Source organism: Nocardia sp. NPDC004123, from assembly GCF_053603795.1.
Map to the genome: position 1 here is coordinate 19,010 of NZ_JBSGGG010000044.1, position 22,776 is coordinate 41,785.

Annotated in this window: 21 protein-coding genes and 1 pseudogene; 5 read left to right on the forward strand and 17 right to left on the reverse strand. The window is 67.8% G+C overall.

What is annotated here, in order from left to right; translation table 11 throughout:
- Positions 1 to 113 precede the first annotated feature (113 nt).
- Entirely contained in the window at positions 114 to 1,466 is a 1,353-nt protein-coding gene (locus tag ACWEQQ_RS42495) for a GAF domain-containing protein (RefSeq protein ID WP_452344522.1), read from the reverse strand.
- Positions 1,467 to 1,854: 388 nt separating this feature from the next.
- Positions 1,855 to 3,252: a mycofactocin biosynthesis glycosyltransferase MftF gene (gene mftF / locus ACWEQQ_RS42500; protein ID WP_452344523.1), complete on the reverse strand. Its 1,398-nt coding sequence runs from the start codon at positions 3,250 to 3,252 to the stop codon at positions 1,855 to 1,857.
- A gap of 438 nt (positions 3,253 to 3,690) precedes the next feature.
- On the opposite strand from mftF, the gene mftR2 reads away from it, so the two are divergent.
- Both mftR2 and ACWEQQ_RS42510 read left to right on the forward strand, forming a co-directional pair.
- Complete coding sequence (mftR2, locus tag ACWEQQ_RS42505; protein WP_354836466.1) at positions 3,691 to 4,311, forward strand: mycofactocin system transcriptional regulator MftR2; 621 nt, start codon at positions 3,691 to 3,693, stop codon at positions 4,309 to 4,311.
- A gap of 72 nt (positions 4,312 to 4,383) precedes the next feature.
- Positions 4,384 to 5,439, forward strand: coding sequence for a 2Fe-2S iron-sulfur cluster-binding protein (locus ACWEQQ_RS42510; protein WP_452344524.1), 1,056 nt, complete (start codon positions 4,384 to 4,386; stop codon positions 5,437 to 5,439).
- A 111-nt stretch (positions 5,440 to 5,550) separates the two neighbouring features.
- Here ACWEQQ_RS42510 and ACWEQQ_RS42515 read toward each other — a convergent pair whose 3' ends face one another.
- The 6 genes and pseudogenes from ACWEQQ_RS42515 to ACWEQQ_RS42540 form a co-directional block, all read right to left on the reverse strand.
- Entirely contained in the window at positions 5,551 to 6,135 is a 585-nt protein-coding gene (locus tag ACWEQQ_RS42515) for a transglycosylase SLT domain-containing protein (protein ID WP_452344525.1), read from the reverse strand.
- Between the two features lie 328 nt (positions 6,136 to 6,463).
- The gene (locus tag ACWEQQ_RS42520; protein ID WP_452344526.1) at positions 6,464 to 7,243 is read right to left on the reverse strand and encodes a DNA alkylation repair protein; all 780 of its coding nucleotides are present in this window, start codon (positions 7,241 to 7,243) and stop codon (positions 6,464 to 6,466) included.
- Between the two features lie 53 nt (positions 7,244 to 7,296).
- Complete coding sequence (locus tag ACWEQQ_RS42525) at positions 7,297 to 8,424, reverse strand: hypothetical protein (RefSeq protein ID WP_452352229.1); 1,128 nt, start codon at positions 8,422 to 8,424, stop codon at positions 7,297 to 7,299.
- A 115-nt stretch (positions 8,425 to 8,539) separates the two neighbouring features.
- Positions 8,540 to 8,905, reverse strand: a pseudogene (locus tag ACWEQQ_RS42530) (lipase family protein); the annotation flags it as partial.
- 80 nt (positions 8,906 to 8,985) lie between these two features.
- Positions 8,986 to 9,612, reverse strand: a complete 627-nt coding sequence (locus ACWEQQ_RS42535) for a TetR/AcrR family transcriptional regulator (protein WP_379389359.1) — start codon at positions 9,610 to 9,612, stop codon at positions 8,986 to 8,988.
- A 233-nt stretch (positions 9,613 to 9,845) separates the two neighbouring features.
- Positions 9,846 to 10,199 (reverse strand): SPW repeat protein, encoded by a 354-nt coding sequence (locus ACWEQQ_RS42540; RefSeq protein ID WP_354836478.1) that lies wholly within the window; start codon positions 10,197 to 10,199, stop codon positions 9,846 to 9,848.
- Between the two features lie 157 nt (positions 10,200 to 10,356).
- Here ACWEQQ_RS42540 and ACWEQQ_RS42545 point away from each other — a divergent pair, with 157 nt between their 5' ends.
- Together ACWEQQ_RS42545 and ACWEQQ_RS42550 are read left to right on the forward strand one after the other, a co-directional pair.
- The gene (locus ACWEQQ_RS42545) at positions 10,357 to 11,577 is read left to right on the forward strand and encodes an NAD(P)/FAD-dependent oxidoreductase (RefSeq protein WP_452352230.1); all 1,221 of its coding nucleotides are present in this window, start codon (positions 10,357 to 10,359) and stop codon (positions 11,575 to 11,577) included.
- A gap of 178 nt (positions 11,578 to 11,755) precedes the next feature.
- A complete protein-coding gene (locus ACWEQQ_RS42550) occupies positions 11,756 to 12,538 on the forward strand; it encodes a glutamate racemase (protein WP_452344529.1) in 783 nt (260 codons plus the stop codon).
- Positions 12,539 to 12,680: 142 nt separating this feature from the next.
- Here ACWEQQ_RS42550 and tuf read toward each other — a convergent pair whose 3' ends face one another.
- The 7 genes from tuf to hppD form a co-directional block, all read right to left on the reverse strand.
- Complete coding sequence (gene tuf / locus ACWEQQ_RS42555; protein WP_452344530.1) at positions 12,681 to 13,871, reverse strand: elongation factor Tu; 1,191 nt, start codon at positions 13,869 to 13,871, stop codon at positions 12,681 to 12,683.
- A gap of 117 nt (positions 13,872 to 13,988) precedes the next feature.
- Positions 13,989 to 16,091: an elongation factor G gene (gene fusA, locus ACWEQQ_RS42560; RefSeq protein WP_364614108.1), complete on the reverse strand. Its 2,103-nt coding sequence runs from the start codon at positions 16,089 to 16,091 to the stop codon at positions 13,989 to 13,991.
- Between the two features lie 178 nt (positions 16,092 to 16,269).
- Positions 16,270 to 16,740, reverse strand: coding sequence for a 30S ribosomal protein S7 (gene rpsG / locus ACWEQQ_RS42565; protein ID WP_030517120.1), 471 nt, complete (start codon positions 16,738 to 16,740; stop codon positions 16,270 to 16,272).
- A complete protein-coding gene (rpsL, locus tag ACWEQQ_RS42570) occupies positions 16,740 to 17,114 on the reverse strand; it encodes a 30S ribosomal protein S12 (protein WP_014353064.1) in 375 nt (124 codons plus the stop codon). Before rpsL ends, rpsG begins: the two co-directional genes overlap by 1 nt.
- Positions 17,115 to 17,391: 277 nt before the next feature.
- Positions 17,392 to 17,970: a DUF3558 domain-containing protein gene (locus ACWEQQ_RS42575; protein ID WP_452352231.1), complete on the reverse strand. Its 579-nt coding sequence runs from the start codon at positions 17,968 to 17,970 to the stop codon at positions 17,392 to 17,394.
- Between the two features lie 11 nt (positions 17,971 to 17,981).
- Positions 17,982 to 18,512: a DUF3558 domain-containing protein gene (locus ACWEQQ_RS42580; RefSeq protein WP_379389303.1), complete on the reverse strand. Its 531-nt coding sequence runs from the start codon at positions 18,510 to 18,512 to the stop codon at positions 17,982 to 17,984.
- Positions 18,513 to 18,688: 176 nt separating this feature from the next.
- The gene (gene hppD / locus ACWEQQ_RS42585; protein WP_452344531.1) at positions 18,689 to 19,924 is read right to left on the reverse strand and encodes a 4-hydroxyphenylpyruvate dioxygenase; all 1,236 of its coding nucleotides are present in this window, start codon (positions 19,922 to 19,924) and stop codon (positions 18,689 to 18,691) included.
- Between the two features lie 137 nt (positions 19,925 to 20,061).
- Here hppD and ACWEQQ_RS42590 point away from each other — a divergent pair, with 137 nt between their 5' ends.
- Positions 20,062 to 20,580 carry an Lrp/AsnC family transcriptional regulator gene (locus ACWEQQ_RS42590; RefSeq protein WP_452344532.1) on the forward strand — a complete coding sequence of 173 codons (519 nt, stop codon included), beginning with the start codon at positions 20,062 to 20,064 and terminating at the stop codon, positions 20,578 to 20,580.
- A 23-nt stretch (positions 20,581 to 20,603) separates the two neighbouring features.
- Here the strand turns inward: ACWEQQ_RS42590 and ACWEQQ_RS42595 are convergent, their stop codons facing one another.
- Complete coding sequence (locus ACWEQQ_RS42595) at positions 20,604 to 21,716, reverse strand: winged helix DNA-binding domain-containing protein (RefSeq protein ID WP_452352232.1); 1,113 nt, start codon at positions 21,714 to 21,716, stop codon at positions 20,604 to 20,606.
- 60 nt (positions 21,717 to 21,776) lie between these two features.
- Positions 21,777 to 22,751, reverse strand: a complete 975-nt coding sequence (locus ACWEQQ_RS42600) for an NADPH:quinone oxidoreductase family protein (protein WP_452344534.1) — start codon at positions 22,749 to 22,751, stop codon at positions 21,777 to 21,779.
- Between the last annotated feature and the right edge of the window lie 25 nt (positions 22,752 to 22,776).

A 22,776-nucleotide genomic window follows, 5' to 3' on the forward strand; every position in this document is an offset into this window, starting at 1 on the left:
AAGTTGGACGAGCGTCTAGTTGGCTGACAGCCGCGCGCCGAGAGCGCGATGAATGTGGGTACGACCACATGACAAGGCGGCGGTGTGACCGACCGCACTTTCGGATGTGGAGACTATGAGTCGAAACGTTGCAACTGCGTTGCATCGGCGCCCAGGCGCCGATCCAGCACCCGAATCTTGGCCTCGATCTGCGCATACAGCGGAGACTCACGATCGACGTTGGCGCGATAGGTCGCCCACGCGGCCGCATCGTCACGGCCCTCGGCACCGGATGTCCACCGACTCAAGACCGAAGCGTCGCCAGAACGTAATACGGCGGTGCGCAGACGCACCCGCAATTCATCGCGAATGTCTATAACTCCAGGCGCCGTGGAACGCGGCAGCACCGGACCCGCGTAAAGCCGCACCGCCGAATCCACATCCCCGGAATCCAGTGCGGCGCGCAACGCCTCCACATCCGTGGCGATCGGCACGCGCAGTCGATAGGGACGCGAGCCGAACACATTCGACCCGACCACCGAACGCAAACGCGACATGGCCGCGCGAATGGTCGCGTTGTCCAGATCGGCATCGTCCAGCAGCAGCGCCAGGTGATCGGCCGACAGGCCCTCGGTGTGCTCGCCCAGCAGCAGCAGGATCTCGGCATGCCTTTGCGACAAGGGAACTCGCTCCCCCGCGACCGTCAGCTGCGGCTGCCCGAGTCCGAGCACCTCCAGCCCGAGCCGTTCCGGCTGCGGCGCATCGGCGTTCGCGCGCCGATCCTGACCCGAACGGACCGCGGCCAGCAGCAGATCCATCTCCGCGGCCGTCGCGGCCGCCTTCACCAGCGCCAGGATCTCCGGACGCGCCACCCGCACCCCGCCGGCAATCATCAGCACGCCCACCAGGCGGCCGTCCGGATCGTGCACCGGCGCCGCGGCTCCGGTGATCTGGTGCATGCGATGCAGGAAATGCTCCGGCCCGTGGATCCAGGCCGCGCGGCCGGTGCGCACCACCAGGCCCACCGCATTGGTGCCCACCCGGCGCTCGCTCAGGTCATTGCCCTCGCGCAGGCCCGCCTCCGCGGCCGCCTGCACCCGATCGGCATTGCCGTGCACCGAGAGCACGCGGCCGAACTGGTCGGCCACCACCACGATCAATCCGGTGCTGGTCGCGTCGCGCAGCAATAGCTTGTCCACCAACGGCATGACCGAGGCGATCGGATGCGCGTCACGGTAACGCTCGAGGTCGGCGCCGCGCAGGCCACGACCGTCTCCGTCGTCCATCGGATCGACGCCGCCGCGCACACTGCGCAGCCATGACTCGAGCACCATCGGCCGCAGCAGGCCGGGCAACTGCCCCAGTTGATCCCCGCCCACACTGAGATATCCGTGCGCCTGGGCGGCATATGTTTCGAGCGCCCCGAGCTGACTGCCCGGTTCGACGCCGTGGTTGGGTTGCCCACCACCTGCGAGATTGCTGACCATTTGCCTTTCTTTCCGCCCCAAAGAGTACCGGCGCACCGAAGACCTCAAGGCAGAAGCCGGACGTTTGTCCGGCAGGTCACACGCCAACGGGCGCCTCACAAAATGTGAGCTACACAGCATTTTGTTAAACACGGCGTGTTCAGTGATGGCGCGGCACCCGCGCGTCACTCCCCCGTCCGGGAGGGTTGCGGTGGCGCTGCGGACCGGTCACGGCCGTCCGCGGAGGCTCGAATCACCTTGCGGTGAGCAGGGTTTCACGGCCGTACGGTGCATCGAATGTACCGCCCGGCTCCCGTGCGCTGTGTCCGGGTGGGTCCGTGGAGGACATCGGCCCGACCGACATCGACCGCTGCACGCGGCTTTCCGCAGCCCGGGAGCAGCGTCGAATTCAGCTCGTCGGCAAGGTCGGCTTCAGCGCCGCCGCGCTGCGAATGCGGGCCGCACCCCACCACAGACCCGTCCCGTAGGCGACATCGTCCAGCCGCCGGCACAGCACGTACCGGACCGGGTCCAGGCTGCCCGGCTCCCGGTGGGTGAACCAGTCCGCCAGGCCCTCGGCCATGGCCAGGGTGAACGCGATGTGACGGACCCGCCGCGAGCACAGCATGCCCAGCAGCGTGATCGGCCAGTAGTGCCGGCACATGGCCGTGGCCAGCCGCCACACGCCGCCGGTGAAACCGCGCGTCAGATAGATGGCGGCCACCCGGGTCGGGTTGTCCAGTCCGGCGAAGACCCGGCGTAGCCGGACCAGGGTGGCGCTCAGCGTCAGCAGACCGCCGAACACGCCCCAGCGCGACATCGTGCCCAACAGCACCGCGGACACCGCGGTCCAGATCGGCAGCGACAGCGGCGCGGCCAGGCCGGGATGCCGCTGGGCCAGCGGCGCGACACCGGTCCCGTGGGTGACCTTGTGGGCGAACCACTTTCGCAGTGACACCGGATTGCTGTGCGCCACGCGGGCGGCCGGTTCGTAGCGCAGCCGCCAGCCCGCGCGGTCCAGCCGCCAGCACAGGTCGACATCGCCGCCCGCCGCCATGGTCTCGTCGAACCCGCCCTCGCCGAGTAACGCCAGCCGGCGCACCAGCACCGCCGAACTCGGCACGTACGGCACCGGGCCGTGCGCGTGCACCGCCGACTCGCGGCGGCCGCGATGCACCGAGCCGCGGGTGTGCTCGTAGCGGGCCAGCAGGGTGGAATCCGGATCCATGGCCAGGATGCGCGGGGCCACCAGCGCCACCTTGGGATCGCTGAAGTGCCCGAGCATGACCTCCAGCCAGCCGGTGCGGGGCACCACCTCCGGGTCCAGGAAGGCCACGAATTCGGTTGCCGCGGCCCGTAATCCGAAATTGCGGGCGGCGGCCGCCCCGTACCGGCGATCGCGGCGCAGCACCGTGATCCGGCAGCGGCTTCTGGCGTCCGGGATCTGCACCGGCTGATCCGAGCCGTCGTCCACCACGATCACCGTGTGGCCGCGCAGCGCCGACAGCAGCCGGGACAGCTCGGGAGCATTGTTGTGCACCGGAACGATCACGGTGACGTCCTCCAGCGACGGCAGCAGCCGCGGGCGCGGATTCGCGACGCCGGAATCGAGAAGACGTCTGGCAACCCGAGCCGACGCGGGGTCGGTCACCTCGAGGTACCCGTCACCGATCAAGGCCGCAGCTTCCGGGGCGAGCCGTAGCAACCTCGTCGGCGTTCCGCCGACCAGGAGCCGTCCACCGGAATAAGTGCGCACCCTGGGATCGATTCGCACCCCGAAACCATCGGGAAGGCGATCATGGCGCATTCCCGAATGCTAAGTCAGCCAACCACTGGCAATGATGATTGGCGCGCTGTGTCTAATTGCCCTCCGCTTCGCTCCGGGCGGGTTCGCGGCCCCGAGGTCTCGATTCTTCCCTCCTCCGCTCCTCCGCTTCGCTCCCCCACTCCAAGGCGGAGGTCGATTCCAGCCGCAGTCCAGAATCGAGACGGCCGCGAACCTCTGGGTGACGGCTTCGACAGGTTCACGACGAATGGAGATCTCGCGCCAGGATGGTGACTGCTCCGACAGGTTCACGAGGAATGGGGATCTTGGCCCGGGATTCGGCCTTGTCCACGCATCGGACCGTAGCTCGACGGCTGATGCGGGGAGCGCTCTACACTGCGGGAGGAAAATCGGCAGTTGAACAGGTAGGGGACGGATATCCGTGCCCGTGGTGGTCGAGGCGGTATGGGAGTCGGGCGCATGCAGACAGGCGGGGGCGGTAACACCCTCTCGGAATCCGAGATCGTCGAGGCCGCCCTGCGGGTGGTCCGGCAGGACGGTGTGGAGAAGCTGTCCATGCGACGGCTCTCCCGCGAACTCGGAGTTTCGCCGATGGCCCCCTATTACTACGTCGCCGACAAGCGCGAGCTACTCGATCTGGTCGCCACCGCCGCCCTCACCGGCGTGCGCAAGCCGCCACCCGAATTCGGCACATGGCAAATGCGATTGCGGGATCTGATCGACCAGATCGACGAGAAATTGCGCAAGCACCCGGGTCTCGGCGACGTGTTGATCGAGCAGATGCTCGGCAAACAGCTGGACCTGATCGCCGCCGTCATGGAAATCCTCTTCGACGCCGGTTTCGACGAGCGCAATGTGCTCTCCGCCTATGCCACCATCCACACGTATCTGTTCGGGCGCTCGAAGGTGAACCCGCGCGATCGGGCGGGCCTGCTGGACCGGGTGCTTCCGGAGGCGGTGGAACGCGCCACCAAACACCTGGCGGATCTCCGCGGCAAGTACTCCTACGACTTCTCGATGGACGTGCTGATCGCGGGCCTGGAAGCTCAGCTTGTCCGGCAGCGGGACGGCCACGTATAGTCAAACTAGAACACGTTCTAGTTTAGGTAGACTGCACCGGCTGCCCAGCACCGCCGGGTTCGAGAGGACACTATGACCACCGTCGACGTACCGCACAGCTCGCGATCGGCCGTGCTGCGGGTCTCCGCGGTCATCAACGAGACGGCCGACTCCTGCTCGCTGGTATTCGACGTGCCCGAGGACCTGCGTGAGCGCTTCACCTACCAGCCGGGCCAGTTCCTGACCCTGCGCATCCCCAGCGACCTCACCGGGTCCGTCGCCCGCTGCTACTCGCTGGCCAGCTCGCCGCACACCGACGACAAGCCCAAGGTGACCATCAAGCGCACCGTCGACGGGTACGCGTCGAACTGGGTGTGCGACAACGTGAAAGCGGGCGACTCGCTCGAGGTGCTGCCGCCCTCGGGCGTCTTCACCCCCAAGAACCTCGACGAGGACCTGCTGCTGTTCGCGGCCGGCAGCGGCATCACCCCGGTGATGTCCATCCTCAAGTCGGCGCTGGCCCGCGGCAACGGCCGCATCGTGGTCGTCTACGCCAACCGCGACCACGACTCGGTCATCTTCGCCCGGGAACTGCGCGAGCTGGCCGACAAGCACCCGCAGCGGGTGGTCGTGATCCACTGGCTCGAGCACCTGCAGGGCCTGCCCACCGCCGACGCCCTCGCCACCCTGGTCGCGCCCTATGTCGCGCACGAGGCGTTCATGTGCGGCCCCAAGCCGTTCATGGACCGCGTCCACGACGCCCTCGGCCAGCTCGGCATGCCTCGCAACCGCACCCACGCCGAGGTCTTCAACTCGCTCTCCGGCGATCCCTTCGCGGAGGTCGCCCCGAGCGAGATCACCGCCGAGGAGGCCGCCGACGCCGCCAGTGTCGAGGTCGAACTCGACGGCGAAACCCACGAGATGACCTGGCCCCGCAGCCAGACCCTGGTCGACATCATGCTCGCCAAGGGCCTCGACGTCCCCTACTCCTGCCTCGAAGGCGAATGCGGCTCCTGCGCCTGCACCGTCCTCGAAGGCGAAGTGGAAATGGAGAACGCCGAAATCCTCGACCCCGAGGACATCGCCAACGGCTACATCCTCGGCTGCCAGGCCCGCCCGGTGACGGATCACCTGAAGATCCAGTTCTGACCAGCCCGCGAAAAGCGAAATGTGGCCGCCGCGTCGAAAACGCGACGGCCACATTCTTATTCGAGGGGTGCGGCGCTGAACCCCGGTGAGCAACCGAGAAGTCGGTGCTGCCTAGTACGCCGAGAAGACGTTGTCGATGGAGCCGTAGCGGTGCGCCGCGTAGTTGCAGGCGGCGGTGATGTTGGCGACCGGGTCGTAGATGTCCCAGGACGTTCCGTCGACGTGGTACGCCTGGAAGGTGGGATCGATCACCTGCATCAGGCCCTTGGACGGGATGCCCGCGGCGGCGTTGGAGTCGTACAGGTTGATGGCCTGCGGGTTGCCACCCGACTCACGCTGGATGTTGCGGAAGACGCCGTCGTAGCTGCCGGGGATGCCGTGCTGGCCCATGACGAACAGGGCATTCTGGATCCAGCCGTTCAGGTCGTTGCCGAAGGCTGGGGGGAGGACCTGGTTGAACGGGGCCGGGAGGCCCTGGACGACCTGACGGACCTGGTCCTGCTGCGCAGCGGGGAGGCCGTTGTCGAGCTGCGTGGCCTGCTGCTGGACCTGCTGAGCGGTGGCCTGGAACTCGGGCGGGACGCCGTTGATGTCGGCGGCGGCCGGACCGGCGGCGATCACGGCCGAGACGGCCAGGGCCGCGGCGGCTGCGCCGGTGATGGTCTTGACGGGCTGGGCGAACAGGTTTCGTTTCATGGTGGTAACAGGCGCAGAGCTCACCACGGCGGGCACCCGGAGGGACTCGCCGATGCACTGCATGGGTTGTGATGTGCAAGTGGCGGAACGAGATAGGGGAAATTTCCCAGCTATCACCGTTCAGTCACGCTCCCGCCGAAGGCGGCGGTCTCTGCGTGGTAGTCACCGGCTCATTTCGAGCTGGTATCGGCCTTCACCGACTGATCACAGACTGATCTCGCCAAGTAAACGCAAACTGAACACAGGATGAACACTCGGTGCGAACTGGCCGAGTGGTTCGTCACAGCAATCTGACAGCGTCACCTGTCCGGCCCGTTTCGCCCGCTGATCACCGCTGCGCGCGGTACTTCGCCCGCTGTTCGGGAGCGAGATGCTCGGTCGCGTAACTCAGTGCGGTACGGCCCATATCCGCCGCGTGCGCGTCCAGAAATCCGGTGAGAATCGCGGAATCCACCCGCTTGCCGATCTCCCGCAGCATCCAGCCCACCGCCTTCTGGATCAGATCGCGGCGATCGGAGAGCAGGCGTTCGCACAGCTCGAGCGTGGTCGCGGTATCGCGCTGCTTGATGAACGCGAATGTGGTCAGCAGGGCCACCCGCCGCTCCCAGAGCGAATCTCCCGATGCGAATTCGTCGAGCAGGTCCCGGGGACGTTCCAACAGCCACGGGCCGAGAATGAACTCGGCCGAGGAATCCACCAGATCCCAGTTGTTCACCCGGCCGCGGCGCACGGCCGCCACATACAGATCGACGATCTCCCGTTGTCGCGCCGCATCACCGCCGCGATTGTGTGTCCCGCCCCCGCGTTTGCGTGTCGCCCTGGCCATTTCGCCGTTCAGAATCACCAATGCGGCCAGCCGGTGCTCGTGCACCGGACTGTCGAGCAACAGATCGATCTCCGAAAGCGGCAGGCCGGCAAATTGTTTCACCGCCTTCCGGGTCTGCGGAACCCGGACGCCGATGAATACATCCCCTTCCCCGTACTCACCCGGCCCGGTTTTGAAGAACCGCTGCAGATGCACCGCGTCGGCCGGATCGGCGAAGGCCGCCAATTCCGCCTGTACCGCGGCCGCCGTCAGGGTTTTCGACGGCACGCCGGTTCCGCTCATCGCGCCTCCTGCGTCCGTGAGCCGGAGAGTGTCGATCGAATTCTAGATCTCTATCAAGCGGTTTCAGCCGCGGCCTGTAACAGCACCTCGCCGAATTTCCGCATGTGATCCGCTCCGCCGTACCAGGCCGCCACCAATTCCACGGCCGCCGTGCGGGTGCGCCGTGCGACCTCGGCCAATTCGGCGACGGTGATCTCGCCGGATTCGACCGCCGCCGCGGCCACGTCCAGATCGTGGCTGGCCACCAGCAGCCGCATGATGTGGTGCAGATCGATGGTGGCGTCGCCGGTCCGGAACTCGGCGCCGGCCTTGGTCTGGGTCGGGGTCGAATCCGGCTGCGCCACAGCGGGTTCCGGGGCGGCGCGCCGCCGGGACCTGACGCTCGCCGGACGCTCGGGCTCGGCCGGCGAAGCGGGCGCGCTCTCCCGCAGCGACGCCGCGACGGCCTCCAGGTCTTCCATCCGGGCGGGGGCCGGGCTCTCCAAGCGGGCGGGGCTCTCCAGCCGGGCCGGCGGCTCGGGGTCCGGCGCGTGCCGGCGACCGGTGGGGGCCTCGAGGTCGGCGGGCCGGCTCGCCGCGAATACGTCCTCGTGCACACCGGAATGGGCCACGAAGGGCGAGCCATTGGCGGCGGGGCGCACGGCGATCGTCTCGCTGTCCGCCACGGGCGCCGCCGCGTAGGGCTCGCTGTCGAGGGCGGCACTGGTGAACGATCCGCTGTCGGACATGGATCGGGCGTAGGGCGACCCGTTGGTGGCGGGTCGGACGGCGAAGGGCTCGCCATTGGCGGCGGGTCGCACGGCGAAGGGCTCGCCATTGGTGGCGGGCATCGCGAGCGGTTCACTGTCGGTGGTGATCCGAGCCGAGAACGGCTCGCCGTCGGCGGCGAGCCGGGCGGCCACCGCCTCCGGGTCCGCGGTGCGCTGCGGCAGATCGGGGGCGATCCGGCGCGGCAGCGCATCGGGTTCCGGTGTGGCGCGCAGGGTTACGGGCGCGGTCGACCACTGCACGGCCTGCTCCTGGCCATTTCGGCCCGGGCCGGCGTAGCCGCCGGTGTCGATGCCGGTCAGCACCGGGTTCGGCGACGTGCCCGGTGACGGGGAATCGGGATGGGTGAGTCGGTAGCCCGGCTGGCGCGCGGGGCGCGAATCCCCCGGGCCGGTGGTGAAATCGGCATCCATGGCCGACATTCTTACCGGCCCGCGGGAAGGGGTGCGACTCGGGCTGGGGCCGGGGCATGAGCGCAGGCACCGCGAAACCGGCTCACGATCAACAGTATTGGGGTGTTGACGCCGCTCAGCAATTGCTCGGAGCGGGTTCGCCGCGCAACCGCGCGTCGATCCACCACAGTGCGGCGGGCAGTCCCAGCACCGCCGCCGACAGATGTTCCGGGGACGGATTCATATCCATATCCAGCCGCACCCCGGCCTCGCAATAGCGCTGATCGGTATCCACGATGGCGTCCACCGGAATAAGCGGATCACTCGGCGAATGCCATTCGAAGATGGGTGTATTCGGCACCCCGTCGTACAGTTCCAGGCTGTTCTCCCGCAGCACCGACATCACCGCCGGATCGTCGATCAGCGAGGTGCTGGCCGCGAATTCGCGCGCACTGTGCCCGGCCCCGATCGCCATGATCTGATGGGTGCAGCCATTGGCCATTGCGGGCATGTGCGGCGGCATCGGCCGCACCGCCGGCACGTCGCCCGGATCATGGCCGGCGAGGTCGGCCGGTTGCGCGCTCAACCCAGGTGGGTCATGCCCGCCGCCACCACCTGCGCCACATTCAGAATCTCGTCGGCCGTCGGCAGCGGCACCCCGTCCAGGGCGTGCAGCCGATCCGTACTCGCGATGGCCAGCATCGCCGACACCCACGCCGCCGCACACGCCCGCAATGTCCCCGGCTGCACCGGGGCCGGGGCGCTCGCCGCCAGCACCCGCGCGGTCGCGTCCAGCAGCTGATCCCGCATGCGGCGCAATTGTTTCCGCACATCCGGGTGGGTATCGGCCTCGCGCCACATGATCACCCGCAGCACCGAGGAATTGTTCTCGCGCAGATTCAGCGCGGCATCCATATTGACCAGGCTCTTGGCCGGATCGCCCGGCACCACCACCGACTCGATATCGTCCAGCGGCTGCGAGGGGACCCGCTCGGCCATGAGCGCCGACAGAATGGCGCCCTTGGTCGGGAAGTAGTAGAAGATCAGGCCCTTGGGCACCCCGGCCTCCTCGGCGATCGACGCCGTGGGAGTCGCGTCGAATCCATGGGCCGCGAAAAGCCTCTCGGCGGCATCCAGGATGAGCTGGCGAGCGTCACCGTCGACCTTCTTGCTGCGACGACGCCCCACCCGGCGGGGCGCGGGTCCCACATTGCGCAGCAGTTCAGACTCTGCTGTGCGCGGCGAATCCGATTCCGCCTTGCGTGATGTGGGCACTGCTCGACTTCCTCCTCACGCTTCGACGCGGAGGCGGCCGCCACCGGTCGGCGGACGTAGACGACAAGCATAACGCGCGGACGCGCCGGCCTCGCTGCGTCTCCCATGCTCACGAGGGCTGTGCACCCGTGAGCACGGAGAGCCGAGGCCGGCACGCCGCGAATCGGTCAGTGATGCGCCGCAGCGCCGAAGCGGCCCGACACCTCGGGCATCTCCGCCAGCGCGACCACGACCGTCAACGCACCCACGATCCACGCGACCCAGGATGCGCCGCTGTAGGAGTGGAAATTCATCACCCACGGGGAGATGAACATCAGGACGCCCAGCACGCCGAGCGCGTAGCCGACCATGCCGGTCGCCATTTCCGCGATCTGTGCCAGGCCCGCGAGTGCGACCAGCACGCCGAGCACCACGAGGGTCCACAGTGCGCGGTTGCTGTGCGCCACCCAGATCGGGGACAGCGCGGCGATTGCGCCGAGCACGACCGTCATGGCCTGCTCCGCGCGACTCACGGTGAACATGGAATGCCTCCTTTGAAAGGCCAGGGAATATGTTCTGATCCCGTTGTATTCCTGATTGACCGCCCGATCAATAAATGCCCGGATACGATTGGGCCGCATCTCGGGTGTGACGGTCGACACGTCGGCGCGCGACTTCGGGAACCGCTATGGTTGGCGCATGTCGCACTCGGTAGAACACGTTCTAATTGTCGGCGCGGGCCTCGCGGGACTGCGCACGGCCGAAGAGCTGCGACGTGGGGGTTACACCGGCGAACTCACCCTGCTGGGCGACGAGAACCGCGCGCCCTACGACCGGCCGCCGCTGTCCAAACAGTACGTGCGCGGCGAAACCGACGACACCGCCCTGCGGCCCGCGGAATTCTTCACCGAGCAGCAGATCCGGCTGCGGCTGGGAGTCGCCGCCACCGGCGTCGACACCGCCGCCCGGCGGGTCCGGCTCTCCGACGGCAGCGAAGCCGGATACGACGCCCTGGTGATCGCCACGGGTTTGCGGCCGCGTCGAATCCCGGGTCTGCCCGACGTCTCCGGCGTCCACGTGCTCCGCTCGCACTCCGACGCCCACGCCCTGCGCGAGCACCTCGGCAGCGCACGCAAGGCCGTGATCGTCGGCGCGGGCTTCATCGGCTGCGAACTGGCCGCCAGCTTCCGGTCCCGCGGCCTCGCGGTGACCATCGTCGAACCCCAGCCCACTCCCCTGTTCGCCGCCCTCGGCGAACAGGTCGGCGCGCTGGTGGCACGGCTCCACGAAACCGAGGGCGTCGAACTGCGGTGCGGGATCGGCGTGGAATCGCTTGTCACCGAGGACGACTCGGCGCTTGTCACCGAGGACGACAGGGTCCGCGGCGTGCGGCTGACCGACGGCAGCGTGATCGACGCCGACCTGGTGGTCATCGGCATCGGATCGGTGCCCGTCACCGGCTGGCTCGACGACTGCGGCATCCCGCTGGCCGCGCCCGCCGAGGGCGGCGGCGTCCTCACCGACGACACCGGACGCACCAGTGTCCCGGGCGTCTGGGCGGTCGGCGACGTGGCCGCCTGGCCGCACGCGAGCGGCCGCAACAAGCGCGTCGAACACTGGACCAATGCCGGTGAGCAGGCCCAGCTGCTGGCCGCCGCGCTGCTGGGCGCCGACCGGTCCGCCGAGGTGCAGGTGCCCTACGTGTGGAGCGACCAGTACGACATGAAGATCCAGGTGCTCGGCATCCCGGCGCTCGCCGACGAGGTGCAGATCGTCGAGGACAAGGGGCGCAAGTTCCTCGCCCACTACCTGCGCGGCGGCGAACTCGTCGCGGTCGTCGGCGCGAGCATGGCCGGCAAGGTCATGAAGGCCCGCGCCCAGCTCGCCGCGACCCTGCGCCCCTCGGCGACGGTCGGCTGAGGCCCACTATCGCGGTCGGCTGAGCCTCTACCGCGGTCGCTGAGGCTCTCCGCCGGATCGGCTGAGGCTCTCCGCCGGATCGGCTGAGGCTTTCCGCCGCGGTCGGCTGCGCCACGCCCACGCGGTTTTTCGACCCGCGGTTCGCGGCGGAGGCGGTTCCTTCACTACCGTGCAGGGTGTGATCGTCGCGCTCATCGACTCCGGACTGGGGCTGCTCCCCACGGCCGCCTGGTTGCGGAAGCTGCGGCCCGATCTCGACCTGCTGCTGCTCAACGACCCCGACGGCGCGCCGTGGGGGCCCAAACCCGAGCAGTGGGTCATCGACCGGGTACTGGACACCGCGCGCCTCGCCCTGGGTGAGGGCGCGGAAGTCATTGTGCTGCCCTGCAATACCGCCAGCGTGCAGGCCCTCGAACACGTCCGCACCATGGTCGGCCCCGGCGTGCCGGTCATCGGCACCGTGCCCGCCATCAAACCGGCCGCCGCGGCCTGCCGGAAGGTGGCGGTCTGGGCGACCGCGGCCACCACCGCCAGCGCCTACCAGGCCGACCTCATCGCCCGCTTCGGCGGCGACGCCGACATCACCGGCGTCGCCTGCCACGGCCTGGCCGACGCCATCGACCGCGGCGACCTCCCCGTCATCGCCGAGGCCATCGCCGACGCTGCCGCCCGCACCCCCGCCGACACCGAGGGCATCGTCCTCGGCTGCACCCACTACCCCCTCGTCCTGGACGACATCCTCACCGCCCTCCCCCCGGGCGTCCGTGTCTTCGACAGCGCCGAAGCCGTCGCCGGCCAAACCCTCCGCCGCATGGACGCCCTCGACCGCCCCACCGCGGGCGCCGGCACCGTCCGCGTCCTCGCCTCCGGCCGTGCCGCCCAACTTCCCACGGCCGCAGCCGCTTTCGAATCCGGCCGCCTGCTCGGCGGCACGGCCGCGGTCCGGCTCACCATATCCTGACGCGCGGATCTCCGAACACGGCGAAAGGGCCGTTCCCACACCGGGAACGGCCCTTTCGCCATCCAGAACGCAAACGGCGCCGCTCCTTTCGGAGCGACGCCGTTCGTCAGCGATTCAGAGAATCACCAGTGATTCCGGAAAATCACTTGATGATCTTGGTGACGCGACCGGCACCGACGGTGCGGCCACCCTCACGGATCGCGAAACGCAGGCCCTCGTCCATGGCGACCGGCTGGATGAGCTTGACGCTCATCTCGGTGTTGTCGCCCGGCATGACCATCTCGGTGCCCTCGGGGAGGGTCACGACGCCGGTCACGTCGGTGGTACGGAAGTAGAACTGCGGGCGGTAGTTGTTGAAGAACGGGGTGTGGCGGCCACCCTCGTCCTTCGACAGGATGTACGCCTGGCCCTCGAACTCGGTGTGCGGGGTGGTGGTACCCGGCTTCACGACGACCTGGCCGCGCTCGACATCTTCACGCTTGATGCCACGAACCAGCAGACCGACGTTGTCGCCCGCCTGGCCGTTGTCGAGCAGCTTGCGGAACATCTCGATGCCCGTGATGGTGGTCTTGGTGACCTTCTCGCGGATGCCGACGATCTCGACTTCCTCGTTCACGTTGATGATGCCACGCTCGATACGACCGGTGACGACGGTGCCACGACCGGTGATCGTGAAGACGTCCTCGATCGGCATCAGGAACGGCTTGTCGGTCTCACGGACCGGGTCCGGGATCGACTCGTCGACGGCGTTCATCAGCTCGACGATGGACTCGGTCCACTTCGGGTCACCCTCGAGGGCCTTCAGGCCGGAAACGCGGACGACCGGCGCCTCCTCGTCGAACTCCTGCGAACCCAGCAGCTCACGGACCTCCATCTCGACGAGCTCGAGGATTTCCTCGTCGTCGACCATGTCGGACTTGTTCAGGGCGACCAGGATGTAGGGCACGCCGACCTGGCGGGCGAGCAGCACGTGCTCGCGGGTCTGCGGCATCGGGCCGTCGGTGGCGGCCACGACCAGGATCGCGCCGTCCATCTGGGCGGCACCGGTGATCATGTTCTTGATGTAGTCCGCGTGACCCGGGGCGTCGACGTGCGCGTAGTGGCGCTTCTCCGTCTGGTACTCGACGTGGGAGATGTTGATCGTGATACCACGAGCCTTCTCCTCCGGCGCCTTGTCGATCTGGTCGAACGCGAAGGCCGCGTTCAGGTCCGGGTACTTGTCAGCCAGCACCTTGGTGATCGCGGCAGTCAGCGTGGTCTTGCCGTGGTCGACGTGACCAATGGTGCCGATGTTGACGTGGGGCTTCGTCCGCTCGAACTTCGCCTTCGCCACTGTTGTCCTCCTGGACTAGTTAGTGCGTTGCTTTTGCAGCAGTGCGGTTTTTTCTTACAGGGGGTCGTTCAGACGACCGACGCGGGACGGATTCTCGCAAACCCGTCCCGCAGCGAATTACTCGCCGGTCGCCTTGGCGATGATCTCCTTCGACACGTTGGCCGGAACCTCCGCGTACGAATCGAACACCATCGAGAAGTTCGCTCGGCCCTGGGTCTTCGACCGCAGGTCACCGATGTAACCGAACATCTCCGAGAGCGGAACCAGCGCCTTGACGACACGGGCACCACTGCGTTCCTCCATGGCCTGGATCTGGCCACGGCGGGAGTTCAGGTCGCCGATCACTTCGCCCATGTAATCCTCGGGCGTGGTGACCTCGACAGCCATGAGCGGCTCGAGGATCACCGGACCGGCCTTGCGGGCCGCTTCCTTGAGGGCCATCGCGCCGGCGATCTTGAACGCCATTTCCGAGGAGTCGACCTCGTGGTAGGCGCCGTCGAGCAGCGAGACCTTCATGTTGACCAGCGGGAATCCGGCGAGGACACCGTACTGCATGGCGTCCTGCGCACCGGCGTCGACCGACGGGATGTACTCACGCGGAACGCGGCCACCGGTGACCTTGTTCTCGAACTCGTACGTCGCGCCGTCCTCGCCCACGAAGGGCTCCAGGCCGATGATCACGCGGGCGAACTGACCCGAGCCACCGGTCTGCTTCTTGTGGGTGTACTCGAGCTTCTCGACCTTCTTGGTGATGGTCTCGCGGTACGCCACCTGCGGCTTGCCGATGTTGGCCTCGACCTTGAACTCGCGCTTCATGCGGTCCACGTAGATGTCGAGCTGCAGCTCGCCCATACCGCCGATGACGGTCTGGCCGGTCTCCTGGTCCAGCTTCACGTTGAAGGTGGGGTCCTCCTCCGCGAACTTCTGGATCGCGACGCCCAGCTTCTCCTGGTCGGCCTTGGTCTTCGGCTCGATGGCCACCTCGATGACCGGGTCCGGGAAGGTCATGGACTCCAGCACGATCTGGTTCTGCGGATCGCACAGGGTGTCACCCGTGGTGGTGTCCTTCAGGCCGATGACCGCGTAGATGTGGCCGGCCACACCCTCGGAAACCGGGTTCTCCTTGTTGGAGTGCATCTGGAACAGCTTGCCCAGACGCTCCTTCTTGCCCTTGGTCGCGTTGATGACCTGGGCGCCGGAGTCGACCTTGCCCGAGTACACGCGAACGTAGGTCAGCTTGCCGAAGAACGGGTGGGTGGCGATCTTGAACGCCAGCGCCGCGAACGGCTCGTCCGAGCTCGGCTTGCGGGTGAGGACCTCGTCCTCCTTGCCCGGCACGTGACCGTGCACGGACTCGACGTCCAGCGGGGACGGCAGGTAGTCGATGACGGCGTCGAGCATGGGCTGCACGCCCTTGTTCTTGAACGCCGAACCGCAGAGCACCGGGTAGAGCTCCGAGTTCACGGTCATCTTGCGGATGGCGCCCTTGATCTCCTCGACCGAGAGCTCCTCGCCGCCGAAGAACTTCTCCAGCAGGGCCTCATCGGACTCGGCGACGGTCTCGAGCAGCTCCTGGCGGTACTGCTCGGCGCGGTCCTTCAGATCGGCCGGGATCTCGACGACCTCGTACTGCTCACCGAGCTTGGTCTCGCCCCGCCAGACCTTGGCATTGTTCTCGACCAGGTCGACGATGCCCTCGAAGGTGTCCTCGGCGCCGATCGGCAGCTGGATGACCAGCGGCTTCGCGCCCAGGCGGTCCTTGATGGTCTGGACGGTGAAGTAGAAGTCGGCGCCCAGCTTGTCCATCTTGTTGACGAAGCAGATGCGCGGGACGTCGTACTTGTCGGCCTGGCGCCACACCTGCTCGGACTGCGGCTCGACGCCTTCCTTGCCATCGAACACCGCGACGGCGCCGTCGAGGACGCGCAGCGAGCGCTCGACCTCGACCGTGAAGTCCACGTGGCCGGGGGTGTCGATGATGTTGATCTGGTTGTCTTTCCAGAAACAGGTCGTCGCGGCCGACGTGATGGTGATGCCGCGTTCCTGCTCCTGCGCCATCCAGTCCATGGTGGCGGCGCCGTCGTGCACCTCACCGATCTTGTAGGTGATACCGGTGTAGAAGAGGATGCGTTCGGTAGTCGTCGTCTTACCGGCATCGATGTGGGCCATGATGCCGATGTTGCGGACCTTGTGCAGGTCGGTGAGCACGTCCTGTGCCACGGAAATCTTCCCCGCTCGTAGCTAGTTGGGATTCAACGGGATAGGCCTCGAGTTCTCCGAAGCCCTCGGTGTCAACGTCGGGCGCGACGCGTGGGTGCCTCGCTTGGAACAGCTCAGCTGTCGCGCCCGACATGTGACTCGTCTCCCGGCACTTCCGAACGGAGGGCCGGGCCACAGGTCACCAGCGGTAGTGCGCGAAGGCCCGGTTGGACTCGGCCATCTTGTGGGTGTCCTCGCGACGCTTCACCGAAGCGCCCAGGCCGTTGCTGGCGTCCAGCAGCTCGTTGGCCAGACGCTCGATCATGGTCTTCTCGCGACGAGCACGGGAGTAGTTGACCAGCCAGCGCAGCGCCAGGGTGTTGGCGCGGCCGGGACGAACCTCGACCGGCACCTGGTAGGTGGCGCCACCGACGCGGCGGGGCTTCACCTCGAGGGCGGGCTTGACGTTGTCGAGCGCGCGCTTGAGGGTGACGACCGGGTCGGTGCCGGTCTTCTCACGAGCCTGCTCGAGGGCGCCGTAGACGATGCGCTCGGCGGTGGACTTCTTGCCGTCCAGCAGGATCTTGTTGACCAGCTGCGTCACCAGGGGCGAGCCGTAGACCGGGTCGTTGATCAGGGGACGCTTGGGAGCGGGACCCTTACGCGGCATTAGCTCTTCTCCTTCTTGGCGCCGTAGCGGCTGCGGGCCTGCTTGCGGTTCTTGACACCCTGGGTGTCGAGCGAGCCGCGGATGATCTTGTAGCGCACACCCGGGAGGTCCTTCACACGACCGCCACGGACGAGCACCATCGAGTGCTCCTGCAGGTTGTGGCCCTCACCAGGGATGTAAGCCGTGACCTCGACCGCGCTGGTCAGGCGAACACGCGCGACCTTACGCAGCGCAGAGTTCGGCTTCTTCGGGGTCGTGGTGTACACGCGGGTGCACACGCCACGACGCTGCGGGCTCCCCTTGAGGGCCGCAGTCTTGGTCTTGGCGACCTTGTCGCGGCGACCCTTGCGGACCAGCTGGTTGATGGTTGGCATAGACCGGCTTTCCTTTTAGTAACCAGGTGTCTGGAACTTCATGTCTTTGTCATTCGAGCTTCCCGCCCTGTTCTCATGGCATTTCGTCTCCACGAGGTCGGGCGTGTCGTGCACAGTTCAGAGGCCTTTTTCAAGGCATGCTGAAACGGTCAGCCGCTCTCGCTGGCCTACGTACTGCACATCAACTTGCCCGCATGCTCCGGGCACAGCGGTCCACGATACTCGTCGGCTCTTTCAGGGGCAAAAGAGGGTCCCCCCACCGGGGCTGGTAGAGCCGTTATCGAGCCAGGTTCAACGTCAGCTCGACCAGCTTGCGCGCCGCATCGCAGGGGTCCGCATGCTGAGATCCGCTGCGGTAGTTGACCCACCAGCCGACGATGCCGGTATCCGCGGCCGGCGCGCTCACGCCGCAGGAGTCCGGATCGTTCGGGCGGCGGGTTTCCACCGAGCGGCGGCCCTGCACGGTTATGTCGTTGGTCACATACTTCAGGCGGTCGTTGTTCTGCTTCTCGTTGTTGAGCGAGCCCAGCTCGTACCAGCTGAGCGTGACCATGCCGCTGCCGGCGGTGCCGCCGGTGAGATTCCACATGCAGACCGCGCCATTGAAGGACGGCTCCACATACATGTTGTCGCCCACCGATTTCGCGATGTCGTCCTGGGCGACCACCTGGCATTCGCGCAGCAGTTTGTCGAAATTGGTGTTGATGCGCGAGGTTCCGCCGGTACCGGTGCCGGTGGTGCCGCCCGCGGGCAGCGCGCTGCCGGGGACGGTCTTGCCGCAGCCGGCCAGCGCGGCGGTCAGGGCCAGCACCGAGAGGGCGATCGCGCCGCGCACCCGCCTGGATCGACCTGACATTCCGGTCCCCCTCATCCGAGCCGCTGCACGGTCAGTTCGGCCATCTTGCGGGTGCGGTCACACGGGTTGCCGAGGTTGCCGCTGCTGAATACGCCGTAGGAGATGGACCATTCGAAGAAGTCGTCGTCGAGCTGCACCGCGAGATCGCAGACGGCGTTGCTGGGGTCGAGGGCCTGGAAGCCCTTCTTCCCGCCCACCTCGATGGTGTCCGGGGTGCGGCCCACGCTGGCGACCCACGCCTTCTCGCGATCGATGGGGCTGCCGCGGTAGGAGGCGAAAGTGACGCTGGAGGAACTGATTCCGCCGGCCTGCCAGTTGCAGCCGGTCGAGTTCTTGAAGACGGTGGTGAGGGTGCCGAGCCCACCCAGGTCGCGTACCTCGTCGTCGGTGAGGTGGCCGCATTCCCCGACGAACGGGCCCAGCGCCGCCACCTTCTGCGGCGGGCGGAACCCCGGTTCGTCGCCGGAATCGCTCTTCCCCCCGCACGCCGACAGCAGCAACGCGAGGCTCAACCCCGTGACAACCGCGGACGCCATTCGCATGGACCCGACTCTACTGTGCACAGCCAGGAGCAGCCGTTGCACGGAGAGCGAAACCCCATGGTTCGCGGCGCGTCTCGTTCTGGACCGAGCGGAGCGGGGGAGCGAACGGCTCCATAGACCTGCGACCTTCAGCGCCGCGAACCCCGGAGCGAAGCGGAGGGCGAATTGGATACAGCTCAGAGGTTTCCGCGCGCTTCCTGTTCCCGCTCGATGGCCTGGAAGAGCGCCTTGAAATTGCCCTTGCCGAAGCCGAGGGAGCCGTGGCGTTCGATCAGCTCGAAGAAGACGGTGGGCCGGTCGGTGATGGGCTTGCAGAAGATCTGCAGCAGGTAGCCGTCCTCGTCGCGGTCGACCAGGATGCCGCGACGCTGCAGTTCGGCGACCGGGACGCGGACGTGGCCGATGCGGGCCCGCAGTTCCGGGTCCTCGTAGTAGCTGTCGGGGGTGTCGAGGAATTCGATGCCCTCCCGGCGCAGCACGTCGACGGCGGCGAGGATGTCGCCGGTCGCCAGCGCGATGTGCTGGACGCCGGGGCCGCGGTAGAACTCGAGGTACTCGTCGATCTGGGAGCGCTTGCGGCTGGGGGCGGGTTCGTTGAGCGGGAACTTGACCCGGTGATTGCCGTTGGCCACCACCTTGCTCATCAGGGCGGAGTACTCGGTGGCGATGTCGTCGCCGACGAATTCGGCCATGTTCTCGAAACCCATGACGCGCCGGTAGAACTCGACCCATTCGTCCATCCGCCCGAGTTCCACATTGCCGACCACGTGGTCGATGGCCTGGAAGATGCGCCGGGGTTGCCCGGCCCGCGGGGCGTAGGCGGAGCGGCGCGGGGTGTAGCCGGGCAGGTAGGGGCCGTAGTAGCGGGAGCGGTCGACGAGGGTGTGCCGGGTGTCGCCGTAGGTGGCGATGGCGGCGGTGCGGACGGTGCCGTAGTCGTCGGTCTCGTCGTGCGGTTCGACCAGCACGGTGGCGCCCTGGGTGCGGGCGCGGCGGATGCAGCGGTCCACGTCGGGGACCTCGAGCGCGATGTCCACCACCCCGTCCCCGTGCAGATCGTGGTGTGCGACAAGCGGACTGGCCGGATCCACCGCACCCTTGACGACGAATCGGGCGCCGCCGCTGCGCAGCGCGAACGCCTTGTGGTCACGATTGCCGGTTTCGGGACCCGAGTAGGCCTCCAGCCGCATGCCGAAGGCGGACTGGAGGTAGTGCGCGGTCTGGGTGGCATTGCCGACCACCCAGACGATGGCGTCCCAGCCCAGCACGGGGAACGGGTCGGCGGCGGCATCGTGGTCCACCAGGCCGACGAGGCGGCGGAGTTCGTCGTCGCCGGGCAGGTCGCCGGATCGGGCCCGAGCGAACCCGGGACGGGCGTGGGCGCTGCCGTGGTGTCCTGCGTCGATGCTCATGTGCCCAGGAAAGGCCCAGCGGCGCGACTAGGCAATATCGCCGAATTCCACTGGACACTCTGGTGAATTGCACCACCATCTGCCGCCGGGTGCTGGACAATTTGAATAGCAGCGAACTCACGAGCGGAGGTTCCGCCATGTCCCGCACGCCCGCCCGGCTGGATGAGCTGGATCTGGCCATCCTCACCGCCATGCACGAGTACCAGAAGGCGGGCATTCTGGAACTCTCCCGCCGCACCCGGGTCGCCCGCGCCACCGTGCAGTCGCGCATCGCGCGCATGGAGGAGGCGGGGGTGATCTCCTCCTACGATCCGCAGATCGATGTCACCGCGGCCGGTTTCGATGTGCAGGCGTTCGTGACGCTGGAGATCGCGCAGGGCGCGCTGGAAGCGGTCGCCACCGACCTCGACGCCATCCCCGGGGTGCTGGAGGCTTACGCCACCACCGGTTCCGGGGATGTGCTGTGCCGGATCGGCGCGGATTCGCACGCCGGATTGCAGGCGGTCCTGCTGAGTATCGACCGGACCAGCTCGGTGGTGCGATCGCACAGCGTGGTGGTGTTGTCCACCGTCGTGCCGCAGCGCACCCTGCCGCTGCTGCGCACGCTCACCCCGTCCGGGTCGAGCAAGGCGCCGGCGTACCGCGCCGTGCGCTGAGAATCCGCGACGGGATCGCTTGGTCAGGGCCGCAGGTCCACTCCGGGATCGAGGATTTCGATGACGGGCTTGCGGTCCGGTTCCGAGAAGGACAGCAGGGCAGCGGCTTCCGCTTCCACCGCGGCGCGGTCGGCGCGGGACCAGCCGGCGTGCGGGCTGATCCGCAGCGACGCGGTGTCCCCCTTGGCGAACACCTTGTAGACGCCCGACAGGAAGCCGTCGATCAGGATCGGGGAGACCTGGTTGGCGAAGGCGCGCAGGGGCGGGGCATTGCCGTCGGGGACGATGCGGGTGCGGTCCTGGTGGGACAGGATGGCGTTGTCGTACCAGCCGAGCAGGCGGACGGGGGCGGGCTGGTCCGGGTCGGCGAGGGTGGCGTCGGTGGCGTCGTAGAGGGTGCGGCCGCGGTCGTCGGTGTAGGTGCGGACCCGGTCGCCGAGCTTCTCGACGGCCTTCTTCATGCCGGTGAGCTTGGACCAGGTCTGCATGTCCATGGTGGTGGCGGGACCGAAGGCGCGCAGATAGCGCAGCAGCAGTTCCTCGAGCGGGTAGCCGGGGTCGAGGGATGCGCCGAGCCAGGGTTGCAGGCGGGACCAGACCGGGCGGCTGCTGTCGCCCCACCGGCCGCGCGGCGGGGTCTGCAGGACGGGGAGCTGGTAGAGCCAGGCCTGCACGATCGCGCCGGGATCGCGGTCCGGGTACCGGGCGGCGGCGTGTTCGCGCAGCGTCGCGGCGGGGGTCGGCTCGTCGCCGAGTACCTCTTCCCCCTGCGCGCGCACCTCCTCGGGATCCAGGCCGACCAGCGCGCCGAAGTTGAAACCCTTACGGAAGGGGATCTTTTCGAGTTCCGGCTGGATGTGCGGGGCGATGCGCAGTGCGTCGGGCGGGGTGACCAGATGAATGGTGCCGCGCATCAGGGTGATTCGCACCAGTGACCGGTCATCGAGCGCCTTCGACACCGTCTCGGGATCGAAATCGGCTGTGCGGCTCCACAATGCGACGAACGGCGGCAGCATGTCCTGCGCCTGCAGGCCGATGAGGTGGTCGCACAGCTCGTGCACGCCGAGCCCGGACCGCTCGAGCAGATGCTGACGCGCGAGCAGGGTCCGGTTCAGCACCCGGTTGGACAGCTTCACGATCGGTGACGCTACGGGAGCCGGGCGCGGTGCGCGTGCGATCGCGCCGGGCGATCCGGGTCAGCGGAGGGTGACGACGACCTTGCCGGTGGCGGTGCGCTTGTCGAGGGCGGAGACCGCCTCGGCGGTGTGCGCGAGGGCGTAGAGCACGGGCTCCGGCGGGGTGATCTTGCCGTTCGCGAGCAGCGGTTCCACCTCGGCCCACTGCTCCTGCAGGTAGCCCGGGTGGGACATGACCCACTCGCCCCAGGCCGCGCCGATCACCTCGACGTTCTTGAGCAGCAGGCGGTTCACCTTGACGGTGGGGATGTCGCCCGCGGTGAAGCCGACCACCAGCAGCCGCCCGGCCGAAGCCAGCGAGCGAATGCTGTCGGTGAAGCGGTCGCCGCCGACCGGGTCGAGCACGATGTCGACGCCGCGGCCGCCGGTGAGTTCCTTGACCGCGGCCAGCCAGCCGTCGGTGAGCACCACGTCGGTGGCCCCGTTGGCCCGCGCGACCTCGGCCTTCTCCTCCGTGCTCACCACGGCGATGACGCGCCCAGCGCCCAACGCCTGCGCCATGCGCAGCGTGGAGGTGCCGATGCCGCCGGCGGCGCCGTGCACCAGCACGGTCTCCCCCGGGGCCAGGCGGCCGCGGTTGCGGAGGCAGAAGTGCACGGTCAGGTCGTTGAACAGCACGCCCGCCCCGGACTCCAGCGAGACATTGTCGGGCAGTGTGAAGACCATTTCCGCCGGCGCCACCGCGACTTCCGCGGCCGCATTGCCGAGCAGGGTCAGCGCGACCACCCGGTCGCCGGGCCGCACGTGCGAGCCCTCCGGCGCCTCGCGCACGATGCCGCCGACCTCGCAGCCGACGACGTAGGGCAGCGGCGGCTTCATCTGGTACAGGCCGCGGGTCATGAGTACATCGGGGAAGGCGATCCCGGCCGCGTGCACGTCGATAACAACGCCGCCCGGATACCCCGCCGGCTCGGGAATCTCGAGAACCTCGATGGCCTCCGGGCCTTCCAGCTTGCTCACCACGGCTGCGCGCATTCTCGATCAACTCCGATCAATTCAC